Genomic DNA, 19,777 nt, shown 5'->3' with positions numbered 1-19,777 from the left:
CACTGTTTCGCGGTGCGATCGCCGCCGGGGCGGTGGCCGTGGGCGGGCGGTGCGCGGGGGATGTCACACCACCGTGGGAGGATCGGGGGCGTGGCAGAGAAAGCATCCGCATCGAAGACGACGACCGACCGCCCGCGGCTGATGCTGCTGGACGGGCACTCGCTGGCGTACCGGGCGTTCTACGCGCTGCCCGTGGAGAATTTCAGCACCGTCACGGGTCAGCCGACGAACGCCGTGTACGGCTTCACCTCCATGCTGTCGAACACGCTGCGTGACGAACGGCCGACGCATCTGGCGGTGGCGTTCGACGTGTCGCGCAAGACCTGGCGGTTCGACGAGTATCCGGAGTACAAGGCGACGCGTTCCAAGACGCCGGACGAGTTCCGCAGCCAGGTCGAGCTGATCGGCGAGATGCTGGACGCGATGCGGGTGCCGCGGTTCGCGGTGGACGGCTTCGAGGCGGACGACGTGATCGCCACGCTGGCCACGCAGGCGGAGGCGCTGGGGTACGAGGTGCTGATCGTCACCGGTGACCGGGACTCCTTCCAGCTGGTCTCGGACCACGTCACGGTCCTGTACCCGACGAAGGGCGTGTCGGAGCTGACGCGCTACACCCCGGCGAAGGTGGAGGAGAAGTACGGCCTGACCCCGGCGCAGTACCCGGATTTCGCGGCGTTGCGCGGCGATCCGTCGGACAATCTGCCCGGGATTCCGGGGGTCGGCGAGAAGACCGCGGCCAAGTGGATCGTGCAGTTCGGGTCGTTCGCGGAGCTGTGCGAGCGGGTGGACGAGGTGAAGGGCAAGGCGGGGGACAATCTGCGGGCCCATCTGGACGCGGTGAAGCTGAACCGCCGGCTGACCGAGATGGTCAGGGACGTGCCGTTGCACAGCACGCCCGAGCAGTTGGAGCGGGCGCCCTACGACCGGACGTCGCTGTCGACGGTGCTGGACACGCTGGAGTTCCGCAATCCGAACTTCCGGGAGCGGCTGTTCGCCGCGGACCCGGGCATGGAGCAGGAGGAGGCGGCGATCGCCGAGGGCGTCGCCGTGGCGGGTGAGGTGCTGGCGGCCGGTGAGCTGCCGGGCTGGCTGGAGCGGCATGCCGGGGTGCCGGTGGGCCTGGCCAGTGTGGACACCTGGGCGCTGGGCAGCGGCAGTGTGACGCAGGTGGCGCTGGCGGCCGGCGAGGAGGCCGCGTGGTTCGACCCGGCGGGGCTGGACGAGACCGACGAGAAGGCGTTCGCCGCGTGGCTGGCCGACGCGGACCGGGCGAAGGTGCTGCACAACGCGAAGAACGCCGAGCGGGTGTTCGCCGAGCACGGCTGGCGGATCGCCGGGATCACCATGTGCACGGCGCTGGCGGCGTATCTGATCAAGCCCGGTCGCCGGTCTTTCGCGCTGGACGTGCTGTCGGTGGAGTATCTGGGCCGGGAGCTGGCGCCGGCCGAGGGCGGCAGCGGGCAGTTGGCGTTCGGCGAGGAGGGCGAGGGGGAGGACGCCGAGGCCGCGGCGGCGCAGGCGCTGATGGTGCAGGCGCGTACGGTCCTTGATCTGGGCGAGGTGTTCGCGGAGCGGCTGCCGGAGGTGGGCGCGGCGGAGCTGCTGCATGACGTGGAGCTGCCGACGTCCTCGTTGCTGGCGCGGATGGAGCGGGCCGGCATCGCGGCCGACCGGCCGCATCTGGAGGGTCTGGAGCAGCAGTTCGCGGCGGCGGTGCAGCACGCGGTGGGCGAGGCGCACGCCTCGGTCGGCCATGAGTTCAACCTGGGCTCGCCGAAGCAGTTGCAGGAGGTGCTCTTCGGTGAGCTGGGCCTGCCGAAGACGAAGAAGACCAAGACCGGTTACACCACGGACGCCGACGCGCTGGCGTGGCTGGCCGCGCAGACCGAGCACGACCTGCCGGTGATCATGCTGCGGCACCGGGAGCAGGCCAAGCTGCGGGTGACCGTGGAGGGCCTGGTCAAGACGGTGGCGCCGGACGGGCGCATCCACACCACCTTCAGCCAGACCGTCGCGGCCACCGGCCGGCTGTCGTCGACCGACCCGAATCTGCAGAACGTCCCGATCCGCACCGACGAGGGCCGGGCGATCCGCCGCGGCTTCGTGGTGGGGGAGGGGTACGAGTCGCTGCTGACCGCGGACTACAGCCAGATCGAGCTGCGGGTGATGGCCCACCTGTCGGAGGACGAGGGCCTGATCGCCGCGTTCACCTCGGGCGAGGACCTGCACACCACGGTCGGCTCGCAGGTGTTCTCGGTGCCGCGCGACCAAGTGGACGCCGAGATGCGCCGCAAGATCAAGGCGATGTCGTACGGCCTGGCCTATGGTCTGTCGGCGTTCGGCCTGTCGCAGCAGTTGGGCATCGAGGCGGCCGAGGCGCGCGCTCTGATGGACACCTACTTCGAGCGGTTCGGCGGTGTGCGGGACTATCTGCACCGGGTGGTGGAGGAGGCCCGCGGCACCGGGTACACCGAGACGCTGCTCGGCCGCCGCCGCTATCTGCCGGACCTGAACAGCGACAACCGGCAGCGCCGCGAGATGGCCGAGCGGATGGCGCTGAACGCACCGATCCAGGGCTCGGCGGCGGACATCGTGAAGATCGCGATGCTGCGGGTGGACCGGGCGCTGGCCGGCGCCTCGCTGCGCTCGCGGATGCTGCTCCAGGTGCACGACGAGATCGTGCTGGAGGTCGCGCCGGGCGAGCGGGCGCAGGTGGAGGAGCTGGTGCGCCGGGAGATGGCGGGTGCGTACCCGCTGCGGGCCCCGCTGGACGTGTCGGTCGGTTCGGGCCCGGACTGGGAGTCGGCCGCGCACTGACGGGCGGGTGGCGCCGAAGGTTGTACGGCCGGCGGTGAATGGTGTGCGACGGCTTCGCGCCCCCGCGGTGAAGGCCGCCGCGGGGGTGTGAACGAGGGGCGAATCGCGGTGATTCGTACCCTGTGGATTGCCTTCACGCTGTGGTCCGGGGACTGAAGTTGCCGTAGGGTCAATCGGGTTGTGGCGCCTGACGGCGCGACCTCGTTCGGGTGGGAGGGGACCGCACTATGGCGGCGCGGCGGTACGGTCGGAGGCTTCGCAGGACTGCGGCGGGCACGGCGGTGGCAGCCGCCGCGATGGCGGCGCTCAGCGCCTCGCAGGCGCCCGGCTTCCTGCCGGTCGCGCACGCCGCCGCCGCACAGGACACCCCGACGTCCACGACCCCGCCGAGCAGCGAGCCCATCGACGGCGGCTCGCCGTACATCACCGACCTGCCGCCGCTCAACACGCCCACCGGGCCGGTCGCCACGCCGAAGGCCGGCGCCGAGAGCCCCGCGGTGAGCATCCCCGGCGGCGGCGCGAGCCTGCCCACCACCGTGCTCGCCGCGTACCAGCGCGCCGAGGCGACGCTCGCGCAGACCGATCCCGGCTGCCACCTGCCGTGGCAACTGCTGGCCGCGATCGGCCAGGTGGAGTCCGGCCAGGCCCGCGGCGGCGCGGTCGACGCGAACGGCACCACGTACACCCCGATCCTCGGCCCGGTGCTCGACGGCGACGGCTTCGCGAACATCAGCGACACCGACGGCGGTCGCTACGACGGCGACGCGGTGCACGACCGCGCGGTCGGCCCGATGCAGTTCATCCCCTCGACGTGGAACACCTGGGGCGCGGACGGCAACGGCGACGGCGTGAAGGACCCCAACAACGTCTACGACGCCGCGCTGGCCGCGGGGAACTACCTGTGCGCCGACGGCCGCGACCTGGCCGTGCCCGCGGACATGGACCGCGCGATCCTCGGCTACAACCACTCGCAGGCGTATCTGGACCTGGTCAAGGCGTGGTACGCGCACTTCAGGGCCGGCGGCCCGGTCACCGTGCCGGACCGCTCGGGCACCCCCGGGCCCGGTATCGTCCCGCCGCCCGCGCCGCCGCTGGCGCACCGCCCCGGCGGCGCGCCGTCCTCGACGCCCAAGCCCCCGGTGACGGTGGGCGGCTCGGTCTCCCCGGCCCCGCCGACCGGCGGCGCGACCACCCCGCCGCCCACCGGCGGCGCCACGACGGCTCCTCCCACCGGCGGCCAGACCACCACCCCGCCGACCGGCGGCGAGACGACGACCCCGCCCACCACGCCGCCCACCTCCGGGGACCCGACGACGCCCCCGACCACGCCGCCGACCACGCCGCCCACCACGCCCCCGTGCACCGACGACCCGACGCCGACGCCCACCGGCAGCGGCGAGGCCAGTCCGTCGCCGAGCGACACCCCGACCGACGGCGCCACGCCGGACCCGTGCGGCACCGACACCCCGACGCCCACGCCCACCGACACGGCGGGCGCGGCCACCGGGGCCCCGGTCACCACGGGGTCGTGAGGCACACCGGTGGCGGGGCACGCCTCGGGCGGGGCACGGCTCGCCGTGAAACGCATCTCACGGTGAGGCGGCAGCCGCCCCGGGCCTGACGCCGCGCCGCTACGTGGGGCGTTTGCGGGGTGTCGCGCGGGCCGTCGCGACCGCGGTGGCCGGGTCCTCCGGCCACGGGTGCCGCGGGTAGCGGCCGCGCAGTTCGGCGCGGACCGCTCGGTAGCCCTCGCCCCAGAAGGACGCGAGGTCGGCGGTGACCGCGGCCGGCCCTGCCGGCGACAGCAGGTGGACCAGGACCGGCACGCCCTCGGACGGCGTGAGCCCGCCCACCCGCGGGCTCTGCGTGAGGCCGAACAACTCCTGGAGCTTCACGGCCAGGACGGGCTGGTCGCCGCTGTAGTCCAGGCGGACACGCGACCCGCTGGGCACCTGCAGCCGCTCCGGCGCCAGCTCGGCGAAGCGGGCGGCCTCGCCGCTGGCCCACGGCAGCAGCCGGGGCAGCGCCGCGCCGGCCTCGACACGCTCCAGGTCCGCGCGGCGGCGGGCGCGGCCGAGCTCCGGCCCGAGCCAGTCCTCCGCGCGCTCCAGCAGCGCCTGCTCCGAGACGTCCGGCCACGCGCCGCCGCGCACCCGGTGCAGGAACGCCATGCGCTGCCGGGTCTCCCGCGCCTCGCGCGACCACCGCAGCAGTCCGGTGCCCTCGACGCGCAGACCCTCCAGGAGCGCGGCGCGCACCGCGGCGGGGTCGGGCGAGCGCAGCGGGGCCGCGCTCAACTCCACGGCGCCCAGCCGCTCCACGCGCCGCGCGACCACGTCGCCCGCCGCCCAGCGCACCTCCTCGTACGACCGCAGCAGCCCGGCGGCCGCGGTGCGCGCGGTCTCCTCGTCCACCACCGCCGCCAGGCGTACCCGCGCCGACGCCGCGCCGGCCGCCCGGTCCGCGACGGCGACCGCGATCCACGCCGCGCCGCCGAGCCCGGGTCCGACCTCGGCGGCGGTCCCCGCGACCATCAGATAGGACCCCTCCCCGCGCCGCCGCCCCACCCGCTCGGGGAACGCGAGCGCCGCGACGAGCCCGGCGGCGGCGTCATCGGTCCACCCGCCCCGGCCCCGGGCGCCGGCCCCGCCTCCGCCGGCCGGGGCAGGCCCCCCGCCACGGGCGCCGGCCCCCCTCCCGCCGCCGGCCGCGGGAGCACCTCGACGGCGGCCGGCGACCCCGGGGCCGCCCGGCTCCGCGTCCGGCTCCGCGTGCGGCGCCGGGACCTCCGGGTGCGCTGCTGGGTCCGCGCCCGGCTCCACGTCTGGGTCCGCGTCTGGCTCCGCGTGCGCCGCCGGGACCTTCGGGTGCGCTGCTGGGTCCGCGTCCGGCTCCCCAGCCGCCGCCGAGTGCGCCGCCGGGTCCGCGCCCGGCTCCGCGCCCGCGCCCGCGTGCGCCGCCGGGACCTCCGCCGGGTGCACTGCCGGGTCCGCCTCCCCGCCGCCGGCCGCGTCGTCGGTCGCGTCGGTCGCGTCCGCCGCGGACCAGGTGTCCGCCGCGTCCGCCGCGGACCGGGTGTCCGCCTCCCCGTCCGCCGCGGACAGCGCCGCCCGCAGGCGGCGGGACTCCGCACGCCAGCGCGCCGCGTACGGGTCGTCGGCGCGGCGCGCGGCGCGCCAGGCCGCGGCCAGGTCGGGGCCGTAGGCGGACGGGACCTCCTCGCTGAGCAGGGCGGTGACCTCGGCGGCGCGGGCGGCGCCGACCAGGGGCGCGGCGTCGAGGAGGGCACGGGCGAGCCGCGGGTGCAGACCGAGCAGCGCCAGGCGCCGGCCGCGCGGCAGGGCGCGGCCGCCGGGCCCGGTCGCGCCGAGGTCGCGCAGCACCGCGCGGGCCGCGGCCATCGGCCCGGCCGGCGGGGCGTCGAGCAGGGCGAGACCGGAGGCGTCCGGGTCGCCCCAGCAGGCCGCCTGGAGGGCGAACGCGGTCAGGTCCGCCTGGGCGATCTCCGGCGTGGGCAGGCGAGCCAGCCGCTCGTGCTCGGCCTCGCCCCAGCAGCGGTAGACCGTGCCCGGACCCTCGCGCCCGGCCCGCCCCGCCCGCTGCTCGGCCGCGGCCCGCGACACCCGTACCGTCGTCAGCCCGCCCAGCCCCCGCGCGTGGTCGGTGCGCGGCTCCCGCGCCAGGCCGGCGTCGACCACCACGCGCACGCCGGGCACGGTCAGGCTGGACTCGGCGACGGAGGTCGCCAGCAGCACCCGGCGGCCCTCCCCGGGCGTCAGCGCCGCGTCCTGCACGGCGGCCGGCGCGCGCCCGTGCAGTTGGAGCACCCGCGCGGGCGCGTCCGCCAGCGCGCCGGCGACCCGGGCGATCTCGCCGACGCCGGGCAGGAAGCACAGCACGTCCCCGTCGCGTTCGCGCAGCGCCCGGCGGACGGTCGCCGCGACGTGGTCCAGCAGCGCGGGGTCGACGCGCATGCCGTGCGGCGGGCGCACCGGGCCCGGCGGCGGCGCCCACACCGGCTGCACCGGGTGCAGCACGTCCGCGGCCTCCACCACCGGCGCGTCCAGGAGCGCCGCCCACGCCGCGGTGTCCGTCGTCGCGGACGCGGCCACCAGCCGCAGGTCCGGCCGCAGCAGCGCCCGTACCTCCAGCAGGAACGCCATCGCGGTGTCCGCGTCCAGGTGCCGCTCGTGGCACTCGTCCAGGATCACCGTGCCGACGCCGGGCAGCTCCTGGTCGCGTTGCAGCCGCTGGAGCAGCACTCCGGTGGTCACCACCTCCACGCTGGTGCGGGGCCCGGTTCTGCGCTCGCCGCGCACGGTCAGGCCCACGCTCTCGCCGACCTGCTCGCCGAGCAGCCACGCCATCCGCCGGGCCGCGGCCCGCGCCGCCATCCGCCGCGGTTCGGCGACCAGCACCCGGCCGGGGAAGCGCTCCGCCAGCAGCAGCGGCACCAGCGTGGTCTTGCCGGTGCCGGGCGGCGCGGCGAGCACCGCGCGGCCCGGCCCGCCGAGCGCCTCGACCAGCGCGGGGACCGCCGCGGCGACCGGGAGCGCGAGGCCCTCCGGCCGGATCACGGCGCGACGCAGACGAAGATCGCCGTCCCGGGCAGCAGCCGGCCGCGCAGCGGCGACCAGCCGCCCCACTCCTGGTCGTTCCACTGCGGCCACTCCGGCTCGACCAGGTCCACCAGGCGCAGGCCCGCCGCGGTGATCTCGCGGACCCGGTCGCCGAGGGTGCGGTGGTGCTCGACGTAGACGGCCAGGCCCCGGTCGTCCTGCTCGACGTACGGGGTGCGGTCGAAGTACGAGGCGACCGCGGTGAGGCCCTCGGGCCCCGGCTCGTCGGGGAACGCCCAGCGCACCGGGTGCGTCACCGAGAACACCCAGCGCCCGCCGGGCCGCAGCACCCGGCGCACCTCGCGGTGCACGGCCGCGGTGTCGGCGATGAACGGCAGCGCGCCGTACGCGGAGCAGGCCAGGTCGAAGGAGGCGTCGGCGAAGGGCAGCCGGGCGGCGTCCGCCTGCACCAGCGCGGGCGCCCCGCCGACCCCGGTCCCGCCGGCCCGGGTCCCGCCGGCCCGGGTCCCGTCGCCCTCCGCGCCCTCGCCGTTCCCGTGGGCCCCGGCGCTCCCGTCGGCCGCGGCGCTCTCGTCGATGCGCCGCGCGTGCTGGAGCTGCCGGTGGGAGAGGTCCAGCGCCACCGGCCGCGCCCCGCGGCCGGCCAGCCAGCGCGAGCACTGCGCCGCGCCCGCGCCGATCTCCAGCACGTCCAGGCCCTTCAGACCGGCCGCCGGCCCGAGCAGTCCGGCCTCCGCCTCGTCCAGCCCCTCCGGCCCCCACACGAAGCGCGCGTCGCCGAGGAAGTCCCCGTGCTCCAGCTGGTAGTCGTCGGCGTTCCGGTCCCACCAGCGGCGGTTGGCCCGGGCACTCTCCGTGGCGCCGGCGCTGCGGCGGGTGGCCTCGGGCTCCTCGGCGTAGGCTCCGGCGTGGGGCCCGGCCAGGGGCCCGGCATCAGGTCCTTGGATCATCGCGGCAGTCGTCGTACTCTCTGAGAAGACCTGCGGAAGGGTGACTTGCGCCGGTTTGGTTCGTTACGCGCGCGGTGCGCTCATTCGTGCATTGACCGTGCCCGGCTGCCCCCGTATGCTACAAGTTGCGCTGCGAGCCTGCGCGCCTCGGACGGAGCAGGCCACGCTCGAATCTGTTGCAGCTCCCTTGGCCCAGCGGCCACCGACCCTCAGGGCGGATCACAAGGGGTCCCGGCAGGAACGAAAAAGGCTCCCGGCGTAGCAGTACCTACGACTTACTGTCCGTACCGGAGTCCTTTCCCCAATGACGAGCAGCACCGAGGCCCCTCGTACCACCCCGCAGGTGGCGGTCAACGACATCGGCAACGAGGAAGCCTTCCTCGCCGCGATCGACGAGACGATCAAGTACTTCAACGACGGCGACATCGTGGACGGCGTCATCGTGAAGGTCGACCGGGACGAGGTCCTGCTCGACATCGGTTACAAGACCGAAGGTGTCATCCCCTCCCGCGAGCTCTCGATCAAGCACGACGTCGACCCCAACGAGGTCGTGGCCGTGGGCGACGAGATCGAGGCCCTGGTCCTCCAGAAGGAGGACAAGGAAGGCCGCCTGATCCTCTCCAAGAAGCGCGCGCAGTACGAGCGCGCGTGGGGCACCATCGAGAAGATCAAGGAAGAGGACGGCATCGTCACCGGTACCGTCATCGAGGTCGTCAAGGGCGGCCTCATCCTCGACATCGGCCTGCGCGGCTTCCTGCCCGCCTCGCTCGTCGAGATGCGCCGCGTCCGCGACCTGCAGCCCTACGTGGGCAAGGAGCTCGAGGCCAAGATCATCGAGCTGGACAAGAACCGCAACAACGTGGTCCTGTCCCGCCGCGCCTGGCTGGAGCAGACCCAGAGCGAGGTCCGCCAGACCTTCCTCACCACCCTGCAGAAGGGCCAGGTGCGCTCCGGCGTCGTCTCCTCGATCGTCAACTTCGGCGCGTTCGTGGACCTCGGAGGCGTCGACGGCCTGGTGCACGTCTCGGAGCTGTCCTGGAAGCACATCGACCACCCCTCCGAGGTCGTCGAGGTCGGCCAGGAGGTCACGGTCGAGGTCCTGGACGTCGACATGGACCGCGAGCGCGTCTCCCTGTCGCTGAAGGCGACCCAGGAAGACCCGTGGCAGCAGTTCGCCCGGACCCACCAGATCGGGCAGGTCGTGCCCGGCAAGGTCACCAAGCTCGTTCCGTTCGGCGCGTTCGTCCGCGTGGACGAGGGCATCGAGGGCCTGGTGCACATCTCCGAGCTGGCCGAGCGCCACGTGGAGATCCCGGAGCAGGTCGTCCAGGTCAACGACGAGATCTTCGTCAAGGTCATCGACATCGACCTGGAGCGCCGCCGCATCTCGCTGTCGCTCAAGCAGGCCAACGAGTCCTTCGGCTCGGACCCGGCCTCGGTGGAGTTCGACCCGACGCTGTACGGCATGGCCGCGTCGTACGACGACCAGGGCAACTACATCTACCCCGAGGGCTTCGACCCGGAGACCAACGACTGGCTGGCCGGGTACGAGAAGCAGCGCGAGGAGTGGGAGGGGCAGTACGCCACCGCCCAGGCCCGCTTCGAGCAGCACCAGGCGCAGGTCATCAAGTCCCGCGAGGCGGACGAGCAGGCGGCGGCCGAGGCCGGCTCCGCGACGTCTTCGGCGGGAGCGGGGACCGGCGGCGGCTCCTACTCCTCCGAGTCCGACGACAACAGCGGGGCGCTGGCCTCCGACGAGGCGCTGGCCGCCCTCCGCGAGAAGCTCGCCGGCGGCCAGAGCTGACGCTCCCCGCCACGCGGAGCTGACCGCGACCCGCCACACGGGCCCGCACCCCCCACCCGGGGTGCGGGCCCGCGGCCGTGCCCCCACCGCCCACGCCCCGCGCACACCCGTCACCCGACCGCATGTACGGTCCCCGGTTCACCGGTTCGGGTGCGGGGGGTGGGAATGGTGGGCCCGGCACGTTCGTTGACGACTGCAGAGAGAGGGAGGACGATCACCGTGCTGGAACCGCAGGGACTGTACGAGTACGTGCCGGGCGGGGCGGAGGCCGTCGACGAGGCGGTGGGTGACGCCGGACCGGTGCTGCTGTACCACTTCGAGGGCTTCATGGACGCCGGCGAGGTGGGCGGCCAGATCACCGGCCAGATCCTCGACCGGCTGGACAACGAGCTGGTCGCGAGCTTCGACGCGGACCGCCTGGTCGACTACCGCGCGCGCCGGCCACTGATGACCTTCGAGCGCGACCACTGGACGTCGTACGAGGCCCCGGCGATCGACCTCTACCTGGTGCGCGACACCACCGGCACGCCGTTCCTGCTGCTCACCGGCCAGGAGCCGGACGTGGAGTGGGAGCGCTTCTCGCAGGCCGTCCTCCAGATCATCGAGCGCCTCGGCGTCCGGCTGGCGATCAACTTCCACGGCATCCCGATGGGCGTCCCGCACACCCGCCCCGTGGGCCTGACCCCGCACGGCAACCGGGTGGACCTGATCCCCGGCCACCGCGCCTGGTTCGACGAGGCCCAGGTGCCGGGCAGCGCCGCCGGACTGATCGAGCTGCGGCTCGCCGAGGCCGGCCGGGACGCGCTCGGCATCGGCGCCCACGTCCCGCACTACCTCGCCCGCTCCCCGTACCCGGACGCCGCGCTCGCCGTGCTGGAGGCCATCACCGCCACCACCGGCCTGGTGCTCCCGCAGATCGCCCACGCGCTGCGGAACGAAGCGCACACCGTCCGCGTGGAGATCGACCGTCAGGTCGCCGAGGGCGACGGCGAGTTGGTCTCGGTGGTGCGCGGCCTGGAGAGCCAGTACGACGCGGTGGCCGGCGCCGAGGGCCGTGACAGCCTCATCGCCGAGCCCGTCGACCTGCCCTCGGCCGACGACCTCGCGGCGGAGTTCGAGCGGTTCCTCGCCGACCGCGAGGACGACGGCCGCTGACCCCTGAGCCGCCGGACCCCGATGCCGGCGGCTCCCCGGTGACTCCGGTGGCCCCGGGCCGCGCCGGCTACCGCGCCGCCGCGCGCTCGACCAGCTTCCGCCACACCGCCCTGACCTGCGGCTCCAGCGCCTCCATCGGGCCGTCGTTGTCGATCACCAGATCGGCGACGGCGAGCCGCTGCTCGCGGGTGGCCTGCGCGGCCATCCGCGACTCCGCCTCCTGCGGTGACATGCCGCGCAGCCGCACCAGCCGGTCCCGCTGGGTGCCGGGCGCCGCGTCGACCACGACCACCAGGTCGTACAGCGGCGCCAGCCCGTTCTCGGTGAGCAGCGGCACGTCGTGCACCACGATCGCGTCCACCCCCGCGGCCTGCTGCAACTCCTGCGAACGCTGCCTCACCAGCGGGTGCACGATCGCGTTGAGCGCCCGCAGCCGCTCCTCGTCGGCGAAGACGATCGCCCCGAGCTTCGGCCGGTCCAGCCGCCCGTCCCCGCCCAGCACGCCGGGCCCGAACTCCTCGACGACCGCGGCCAGTCCCGCCGTCCCCGGCTCGACCACCTCGCGGGCGATCCGGTCGGAGTCCACGAGCACCGCGCCGTAGGACACCAGCAGCCGCGCGACCTCGCTCTTGCCGGCCCCGATGCCGCCGGTCAGCCCCACTGTCAGCATGCCCCCAGGGTAGGGCCCGGACCAGGGAATGGTGTCGCGGCCTGCGGCGTTGGGTATGTCTGTCCAGACGATCAGTCGTCACCCGTGCCCGATCGAGGGAGGCGGCATGCCCGAGCGTTCACCCGAGACGCATGTCATCGACTTCCGCGCCGCCGAGCAACTGCTCGCCGCGCGCGACCCGCGCGGCGCGGTGAAGCTCCTCGACCCCGTGATCGCCGCCCACCCGGAGAACACCGCGGCCCGCCTGCTGCGCGCCCGCGCGTTCTTCCTGGCGGCCCAACTGCGCCCGGCCGAGCTGGAGTTCCAGATCGTGCTGGAGCGCGAACCGGCCAACGCCTTCGCCCACTTCGCACTGGCCCGCACCCTGGAGCGCGCCAACCGCCCGGCGGAGGCGCAGCGCCACTTCCGGCTCGCCGCGGCGCTCGACCCGCGCCCGGACTACGTGGCAGCGGCGCGCTTCGACAGCGACTGAGGCCGGCGCCCGACGACGCCGGCGCCCGACCGAAGCCGAACCCCGACCGTAGCCGAACCCCGACCGAGGCCGGCGCCCCGGCGGCGCCGGCACCGAACGGCGCCGGGCCGCCCCGGCGCCGACCCAGCCCGACCGCGGAACCGGCGGCCCACCGCGGCGCGTCGCACTCCCGTCGGGACCATTCCCTTGGCGCAAAGGGGGAGCGGGGACATGGAAGTCGTCGTCGTGCTCATCATCGTCGCAGCCGTGCTCGGCCTGATCGTCCTGCCCAGCAGCATGCGGGTGGTCAAGCAGTACGAGCGCGGGGTCGTCTACCGCTTCGGCCGGGTCAACCGGCTGCCCAAGGAGCCGGGACCACGGCTGCTGGTGCCGTTCATCGACCGCATGACGAAGGTCAACATGCAGGTCGTGACCATGCCGGTGCCCTCCCAGGAGGGCATCACCCGGGACAACGTGTCGGTACGGGTCGACGCCGTGCTGTACTTCCGCGTCATCGACCCGGTACGCGCGACGGTGGACGTGCAGAACTACCAGTTCGCCATGCTCCAGGTCGCGCAGACCTCGCTGCGCTCGATCATCGGCAAGAGCGAGCTGGACGACCTGCTGTCCGGGCGGGAGAAGCTGCACGAGGGCCTGGAGCTGATGCTGTCGACCCCGGCCACCGGGTGGGGCGTGCACATCGACCGGGTCGAGATCAAGGACGTGGCGCTGCCGGAGTCGATGAAACGGTCGATGGCCCGGCAGGCCGAGGCCGACCGGGAGCGCCGGGCCCGCATCATCACCGCGGACGGCGAACTCCAGGCGTCGCAGAAGCTGTCCGAGGCCGCCCGGGCCATGGACGCGAACCCCGCGGCGCTCCAACTGCGGATGCTGCAGACCGTGGTCGAGGTCGCCGCGGAGAAGAACTCCACGCTGGTCCTGCCGTTCCCGGTGGAGCTGCTGCGCTTCTTCGACCGCGCGTCGGCCGGCGCCGCGGGCACGCAGGGCGCGCCCGGCGCGCCCAGTGCTCCCGGTCAGGGCAGCGCCCCCGGCCAGGGCGGCGCGAGCGACGGCGCCGGGGCTCCCGCGCCCGACGCCCCGGGCGTGAGCCCGCAGGAGGTCCCAGGGCCCGGGCCCGCCGCCCCCGAGGTGCCCGCCGCAGACCCGCCGCGGAGCCTGGCCAAGGGCCTGTCCAAGGCTGAGGCTGAGGACGGCGAGCGCGCGGCGCTGCCCGAGGCGGCGGCGCCGCAGATCCCCGACCCGCGCAGCGCCCAGGACTGAGTCCGCGGCGGGCGCGCGCCCGCCGCGGGGGCGCGCCCGGCGTGCGGCCCCCGCCCGGCAGGGCGCGCGGGCGGCGCCGCGGCCGGACCTCGGCGTCAGGCCCGCGGGCAAGCCCCCCTGCGGGCAGCCCCCCCGCGCTCAGCGCCCGCGGCCGGACCTCGGCGCCAAGCCCCCGCGGGCAGGCCCCCCGCGCCCCCGCGCTCAGCGCCCGCGGCCGATCCCCACGCTCAGAACGCGCGACCACCTGCCGAGGTCAGAACAGCGGCGCCGGCAGCACCCCTTCCAGCGCCAGCAGCCGCCGCTTGATCTCCAGGCCGCCGCCGAAGCCGCCTATCCCGCCGCCGCTCTCGATCACCCGGTGGCACGGCACGACCACCGGCAGGGGATTGGAGGCCATGGCGACGCCGACCGCCCGCGCCGCCCCCGGCTCGCCGACCCGGTCGGCCAGGTCCTGATACCCCACCACGCTGCCGTACGGCACGCCCGACGCCAGCTCGCGCAGCACCCGCCGGTTGAAGCCGGTGACCAGCGACCAGTCCAGCGGCAGCTCGAAGGCGCGCAGCTCGCCGGCGAAGTACGCGTCCAGCTGCCGCGTCACCGCCGCGAGCCGCTCCGCGTCCTCCTCCGGGACGCAGCCCAGCCTGCGGCCCAGCGACTCCACCGCCCGGCCCGCGGTCGCCGGGTCGGCCCGGAAGCACACCAGGACCAGCCTTTCGCCGGTCCCCGCCACCAGCAGCGGCCCGATCGGGGTCTCCCGCACCGTCCACGCAGCGTTCGTCGTCACACCCCACACGCTAGACCGGGGGTACGACAACGGTCCGCGGCCCCGGTCGCCGCCGCCCTCCTCCCGCGCCGCCCCGCGAGCCGTCCCGCCGCCCCGTAGGCCGTCCCGCGGTCCCGCCGCCGCCCCGCGAGCCTCCGTCCCGCCCGCCCGAGAACCGGGCCGCGGGCCGTCCCGCGACCGATTGTCGGTGGCTGGTCGTACCGTGGGGGTCATGCGGCCCGTATCAGACATCGAACGCAGTGTGGCGCCCTTCGAGGTCGTCAGCCCCTACCAGCCGAGCGGCGACCAGCCGACGGCCATCGACGACCTCGAACGCCGTATCCGCGCGGGCGAGCAGGACGTCGTGCTGCTCGGCGCGACCGGCACCGGCAAGTCCGCCACCACCGCGTGGATGATCGAGCGGCTCCAGCGCCCCACGCTGGTGATGGCCCCCAACAAGACGCTCGCCGCCCAGCTCGCCAACGAGTTCCGCGAGCTGCTGCCGAACAACGCGGTCGAGTACTTCGTCTCGTACTACGACTACTACCAGCCCGAGGCGTACGTCCCGCAGACGGACACCTACATCGAGAAGGACTCCTCGATCAACGAGGAGGTGGAGCGGCTGCGCCATTCCGCCACCAACTCGCTGCTCACCCGGCGGGACGTGGTGGTGGTCGCCTCCGTCTCCTGCATCTACGGCCTGGGCACCCCGCAGGAGTACATCGACCGCATGGTCAGGCTCAACGTCGGGGACGTCATCGACCGCGACACCCTGCTGCGCAAGTTCGTCGACATCCAGTACACGCGCAACGACATGGCGTTCACCCGCGGCACCTTCCGGGTGCGCGGCGACACCGTGGAGATCTTCCCGGTGTACGAGGAGCTGGCCGTGCGCATCGAGATGTTCGGCGACGAGATCGAGGCGCTGTACACCCTGCACCCGCTCACCGGCGAGGTGATCACCGAGGACCGGCAGATCTACGTGTTCCCGGCCACCCACTACGTCGCGGGACCGGAGCGCATGGAGCGCGCCATCGCCGGCATCGAGCAGGAGCTGACCGGCCAGCTCGCGCTGCTGGAGAAGCAGGGCAAGCTGCTGGAGGCGCAGCGGCTGCGGATGCGCACCACCTACGACATCGAGATGATGCGGCAGATCGGCACCTGCTCCGGCATCGAGAACTACTCGCGGCACATCGACGGCCGCGGTCCGGGCAGCGCGCCGGACACCCTCATCGACTACTTCCCCGAGGACTTCCTGCTGGTCATCGACGAGTCGCACGTCACCGTCCCGCAGATCGGCGCGATGTACGAGGGCGACGCGTCCCGCAAGCGCACCCTGGTCGACCACGGCTTCCGGCTGCCGTCCGCGCTGGACAACCGCCCGCTGAAGTGGGAGGAGTTCCTGGAGCGGGTCGGCCAGACCGTCTACCTGTCGGCGACCCCGGGGCCGTACGAGCTGTCCCGCAGCAACGGCGAGGTGGAGCAGATCATCCGGCCGACCGGCCTGATCGACCCCGAGGTCGTGGTCAAGCCCACCGAGGGCCAGATCGACGACCTGGTGCACGAGATCCGGCTGCGCAGCGAGAAGGACGAGAGGGTCCTCGTCACCACCCTCACCAAGAAGATGGCCGAGGACCTCACCGACTACCTGCTGGAACTGGGCATCAGGGTGCGCTACCTGCACAGCGACATCGACACGCTGCGCCGTGTCGAGCTGCTGCAGGAGCTGCGGGCCGGCGAGTACGACGTGCTGGTCGGCATCAACCTGCTGCGCGAGGGCCTGGACCTGCCCGAGGTGTCGCTGGTGGCGATCCTGGACGCCGACAAGGAGGGCTTCCTGCGCTCGGGCACCTCCCTGATCCAGACCATCGGCCGCGCGGCGCGCAATGTCTCCGGCCAGGTCCACATGTACGCGGACAAGATCACGCCGGCGATGGAGAAGGCCATCGACGAGACCAACCGCCGCCGCGCCAAGCAGATCGCGTACAACACCGAGAACGGCATCGACCCGCAGCCGCTGCGCAAGAAGATCGCGGGCATCCTGGACTACATCGCCCGCGAGGAGGCCGACACCGAGGAGCTGCTGGGCTCGGGCCGGCAGCGTTCCCGCGGCAAGGCGCCGGTGCCGGGCCTGTCCGCCAAGGCCGGCGGCAAGCGCGCCTCCGGCGGCCTGCCCGCCGACGAGCTGGCCGACCTGATCGCCCAGCTGACCGAGCAGATGCACACCGCGGCGGGCGAGTTGCAGTTCGAGGTCGCCGCCCGGCTGCGGGACGAGGTGGGGGAGCTGAAGAAGGAGCTGCGGCAGATGCGCGAGGCGGGGGTGGCGTAGAGGCTGTGGTGCGGTCCTGGGGCGGATGTGGCGCGGTGGCGGGACCGACCGGGTCCGCCCCGCGGGGTCGGCCCGGTGCGTACCGAAATCTCCCCGCAGCGAACCGGGATCGGCTTCGGCGGCGTCTTGTTAGGGTGCGGGGCACACGCCCGCGCACACGGGGACGGGTGACACCGCGCAGACGGTGAACGGTGAGAGGGGACACGCACGTGACGGTCAACATGACCAAGGGCCAGAAGATCAGCCTGAGCAAGTCGGACGGGGGATCTCTGTCGGCGGTCAGGATGGGCCTCGGCTGGCAGGCCGCCCCCCGCCGCGGACTGTTCGGCAGCCGCACACGGGAGATCGACCTCGACGCCTCCGCTGTGCTCTTCGCCGACAAGCAGCCGGTGGACGTGGTCTTCTTCCAGCACCTGACCAGCGACGACGGCTCGGTCCGGCACACCGGTGACAATCTGGTGGGCGGCGCGGGCCAGGGCGGCGACGACGAGTCGATCCTGGTGGACCTGCAGCGCGTGCCGGTGCACGTCGACCAGATCGTCTTCACGGTCAACTCCTTCACCGGCCAGACCTTCGCCGAGGTGCAGAACGCGTTCTGCCGCCTGGTCGACGAGACCACCGGCCAGGAGTTGGCCCGCTACACCCTCACCGGCGGCGGCCAGTACACGGCCCAGATCATGGCGAAGGTGCAGCGCGGCCAGAGCGGCTGGTCGATGACCGCGATCGGCACGCCCGCCAACGGCCGGACGTTCAAGGACCTGATCCCGGCGATCCTGCCCGCGCTCTGAACCGCGGCCGGACGGCGCCGCCCGCGGGCACGACCGGCCCGCGGGCCCGCCGCGGGACCGGCCCGCCACGCACGTACGACCGAGGACGAGGGGAACGGGGGGCTGCGGCATGACGGCCGAACTGGTCCGCGGGCAGAACCACCCGCTGCCGGGCACCCGACTGGAGATCAGGGTCGCCGCGGGCACCCCGGTGGTGGCCGCGATCACCCTGGGCGACGAGCAGGGCAGGGCGGCGGTGACCGGGCCGGACGCGGCCGCGTCGCCCGCCGGGGACGGCTGGCTCGCCCACCCCGGCGCGCCGCGGCTGCCGGGCGTCGAAGTGCCCCGGCAGGCCGCCGCCGACCACCGGCTGGCGGTCGACCTCGGCGCGATGCCCGAGCGTGTGCACCGCGTGCACGTGCTGCTCGCGCTGCCCCCGGGCCGCCCGGGCCCCGCCGTCTTCGGCGCCGCGCCCGTGCCGCGGCTGGCCGTCACCACGCCGGACGGCGCCGAGGCCGCGGGCTATGCCATCGGCGGCCTCGGCGCGGAGACCGCGCTGCTGGCGCTGGAGCTGTACCGGCGGCAGGGCGGCTGGCGGGTCCGCGCCGTCGGCCAGGGCTACGAAGGCGGGCTGCCCGCGCTGCTCGCCGACCAGCGGGCCCCCGAGCCGGACGCGACCGCCGCGCTGATCCACCGGGCCACCGAGCACGAACAGTCCCGCGCCGTCGCACCGCCCCGGCCGGCACGGTCCGCGCTCCCCGGCGCCCATCCGCCGCCGACGCCCGCTCCCGACCACCCCGGGCCGCCCCGGCCGGCGCCCGCGCCGCCCCCCAGCGCCGGTGCCTCCGCCGGCATCGACTACCGGCATCCGCGCCGCCGCACGTCCGCGCCCCCGTCCGCGCCCCCGGCCGCCGGACCGGCCGGTCCCGCCGCCACACCGGCCGCCCCCACGCCTCCCGGCCCGATACCCGGGCCCACCGCCGCGCCGGGCGGCCCCACCGGCCCCGGTGCCTCCGGCGGCGCGGGCGCGCCGCCCGCCCCCGTCGCGGGGGACGCCGCCGGCTGGAGCATGGACGAGCGGCTGTACAACCAGGTCTGGGGGATGTTCGAGGACCTGACCCGCAGCGTCGCGGCGTACCGCAGCGCCGTGGACTTCGCGGAGTCGCGGTACGAACAGGATCTCGACCGCCTGCTCGCCGACCCGCGCACCCGCGGCGGACCGCAGGCCGAGGCGGCGCGCGAGGAGGCGCAGTTCCGGCAGATGGCGCTGGTCGACCAGGCCCGTGCCGTGCTCGACCGCGACCTCGCCCAGCTGACCGCCGAGGCCGAGGTGGTGGAGCCCGCGCTGCCGCCGTCGCTGGCGGGCTGGGACAACCCCTGCTGGCACGCCTACCAGGCGCCCCAGGAGCCGCCGTACGCCGTGCGGATCGGCTCGCTCACCCTGCCCGAGGCGCCCGAGCTGCGCATCCCGCTGCTGTCCCGGCTGCCGATGGAGCGCGGCCTGTGGATGGACGGCAGCGAGGACCCGCGCGCCGCGACGGACGCCGCGGTCGCCCTCGCCGCCCGGCTGCTCGCCTCGCACCCGGCCGGCGGCTACGCGCTGCACGTCCTGGACCCGGCCGGCTCCGGCGCCGCCTCGTTCGCGCCGCTGTACGCGGGCGGGGCGCTGCCGCTGCCGCCGCCCGCACCGGGCGCCGCCGGGGTCGGCGAGGTCCTGGACCGCCTGGTCGAGCGGGTCGACCTGCTGCAGATGGCGCTGCGCGGCGGCGCGGCCGACGCGCTGCCGCCGGGCTTCGACACCGCCCGCCTGCTGCTGATCGTCAACGAGTACCCCTACGGCTTCGACGAGCGCGCGGTCCATCAGCTGCGCTACCTAGCCGACGAGGGCCCGGCGGCCGGGGTGCACCTGCTGCTGGTGGCCGAGCGCGACGAGAGCGCCGCGGACGGCTCCGGCTTCGACGCGTACCAGGCCGCCGCCGCGGCCGATCCCCGGCGGTCGATGCTGCGGCTGACCCCGCTGCCCAGCGACCACCTCGCCGACCCCTGGGTCGGGCACGCCTGGACCTACGAGCCCGCGCAGCTGCCGGCCGGCAGCCAGGTGCTCGCGCAGGTGCTGCGCCGGCTCGCCGCGGCCCGCCCGGCCGGCCAGGGCCGCCCCCAGTAACCCCGGCCGGCCGCGGCGTGGCCCGCGTCCCTCCGCCGGCCGCTGT

At 74.8% G+C, this 19,777-nt stretch carries 13 protein-coding genes; 9 read left to right on the top strand and 4 right to left on the bottom strand.

The annotated features are described in order from the left end of the window. Nucleotides 1-60 precede the first annotated feature (60 nt). Nucleotides 61-2,817, top strand: coding sequence for a DNA polymerase I (gene polA, locus VSR01_RS07865; protein ID WP_442785412.1), 2,757 nt, complete (start codon nucleotides 61-63; stop codon nucleotides 2,815-2,817). Between the two features lie 281 nt (nucleotides 2,818-3,098). Next, nucleotides 3,099-4,349: a lytic transglycosylase domain-containing protein gene (locus VSR01_RS07860; RefSeq protein WP_326448542.1), complete on the top strand. Its 1,251-nt coding sequence runs from the start codon at nucleotides 3,099-3,101 to the stop codon at nucleotides 4,347-4,349. 99 nt (nucleotides 4,350-4,448) lie between these two features. Here the strand turns inward: VSR01_RS07860 and VSR01_RS07855 are convergent, their stop codons facing one another. Together VSR01_RS07855 and VSR01_RS07850 are read right to left on the bottom strand one after the other, a co-directional pair. Then, nucleotides 4,449-7,394: an ATP-dependent RNA helicase gene (locus tag VSR01_RS07855; RefSeq protein ID WP_326448541.1), complete on the bottom strand. Its 2,946-nt coding sequence runs from the start codon at nucleotides 7,392-7,394 to the stop codon at nucleotides 4,449-4,451. Further along, on the bottom strand, nucleotides 7,391-8,347 hold the full coding sequence (locus VSR01_RS07850) for a class I SAM-dependent methyltransferase (protein WP_326448540.1): 957 nt from the start codon (nucleotides 8,345-8,347) through the stop codon (nucleotides 7,391-7,393). Before VSR01_RS07850 ends, VSR01_RS07855 begins: the two co-directional genes overlap by 4 nt. A gap of 304 nt (nucleotides 8,348-8,651) precedes the next feature. On the opposite strand from VSR01_RS07850, the gene rpsA reads away from it, so the two are divergent. Together rpsA and VSR01_RS07840 are read left to right on the top strand one after the other, a co-directional pair. Then, entirely contained in the window at nucleotides 8,652-10,151 is a 1,500-nt protein-coding gene (gene rpsA / locus VSR01_RS07845; protein ID WP_326448539.1) for a 30S ribosomal protein S1, read from the top strand. 219 nt (nucleotides 10,152-10,370) lie between these two features. Continuing rightward, nucleotides 10,371-11,306 (top strand): proteasome assembly chaperone family protein, encoded by a 936-nt coding sequence (locus VSR01_RS07840; protein ID WP_326448538.1) that lies wholly within the window; start codon nucleotides 10,371-10,373, stop codon nucleotides 11,304-11,306. Between the two features lie 67 nt (nucleotides 11,307-11,373). Here the strand turns inward: VSR01_RS07840 and coaE are convergent, their stop codons facing one another. Next, nucleotides 11,374-11,976 (bottom strand): dephospho-CoA kinase, encoded by a 603-nt coding sequence (gene coaE, locus VSR01_RS07835; RefSeq protein ID WP_326448537.1) that lies wholly within the window; start codon nucleotides 11,974-11,976, stop codon nucleotides 11,374-11,376. Between the two features lie 106 nt (nucleotides 11,977-12,082). On the opposite strand from coaE, the gene VSR01_RS07830 reads away from it, so the two are divergent. Next, nucleotides 12,083-12,448: a tetratricopeptide repeat protein gene (locus VSR01_RS07830; RefSeq protein WP_326448536.1), complete on the top strand. Its 366-nt coding sequence runs from the start codon at nucleotides 12,083-12,085 to the stop codon at nucleotides 12,446-12,448. Between the two features lie 210 nt (nucleotides 12,449-12,658). After that, nucleotides 12,659-13,708 carry a slipin family protein gene (locus VSR01_RS07825; RefSeq protein ID WP_326448535.1) on the top strand — a complete coding sequence of 350 codons (1,050 nt, stop codon included), beginning with the start codon at nucleotides 12,659-12,661 and terminating at the stop codon, nucleotides 13,706-13,708. 253 nt (nucleotides 13,709-13,961) lie between these two features. On the opposite strand, the gene VSR01_RS07820 is transcribed toward VSR01_RS07825, so the two are convergent. Next, nucleotides 13,962-14,492, bottom strand: a complete 531-nt coding sequence (locus VSR01_RS07820; protein ID WP_326448534.1) for a methylated-DNA--[protein]-cysteine S-methyltransferase — start codon at nucleotides 14,490-14,492, stop codon at nucleotides 13,962-13,964. A gap of 211 nt (nucleotides 14,493-14,703) precedes the next feature. Between VSR01_RS07820 and uvrB the strand changes: the two genes are divergently transcribed. The 3 genes from uvrB (at nucleotide 14,704) to VSR01_RS07805 (ending at nucleotide 19,731) form a co-directional block, all read left to right on the top strand. Continuing rightward, nucleotides 14,704-16,800, top strand: coding sequence for an excinuclease ABC subunit UvrB (uvrB, locus tag VSR01_RS07815; protein ID WP_326448533.1), 2,097 nt, complete (start codon nucleotides 14,704-14,706; stop codon nucleotides 16,798-16,800). A gap of 209 nt (nucleotides 16,801-17,009) precedes the next feature. After that, nucleotides 17,010-17,588 (top strand): TerD family protein, encoded by a 579-nt coding sequence (locus VSR01_RS07810; RefSeq protein WP_326448532.1) that lies wholly within the window; start codon nucleotides 17,010-17,012, stop codon nucleotides 17,586-17,588. A 109-nt stretch (nucleotides 17,589-17,697) separates the two neighbouring features. After that, nucleotides 17,698-19,731, top strand: coding sequence for a TerD family protein (locus VSR01_RS07805; protein ID WP_326448531.1), 2,034 nt, complete (start codon nucleotides 17,698-17,700; stop codon nucleotides 19,729-19,731). The last annotated feature ends 46 nt before the right edge of the window (nucleotides 19,732-19,777 follow it).

The organism is Actinacidiphila sp. DG2A-62, assembly GCF_035825295.1.
In the GTDB taxonomy this organism is placed as follows: domain Bacteria; phylum Actinomycetota; class Actinomycetes; order Streptomycetales; family Streptomycetaceae; genus Actinacidiphila.
Note: the sequence above shows the minus strand (reverse complement) of the source record. Positions and strands in the feature narration are given on the sequence as shown.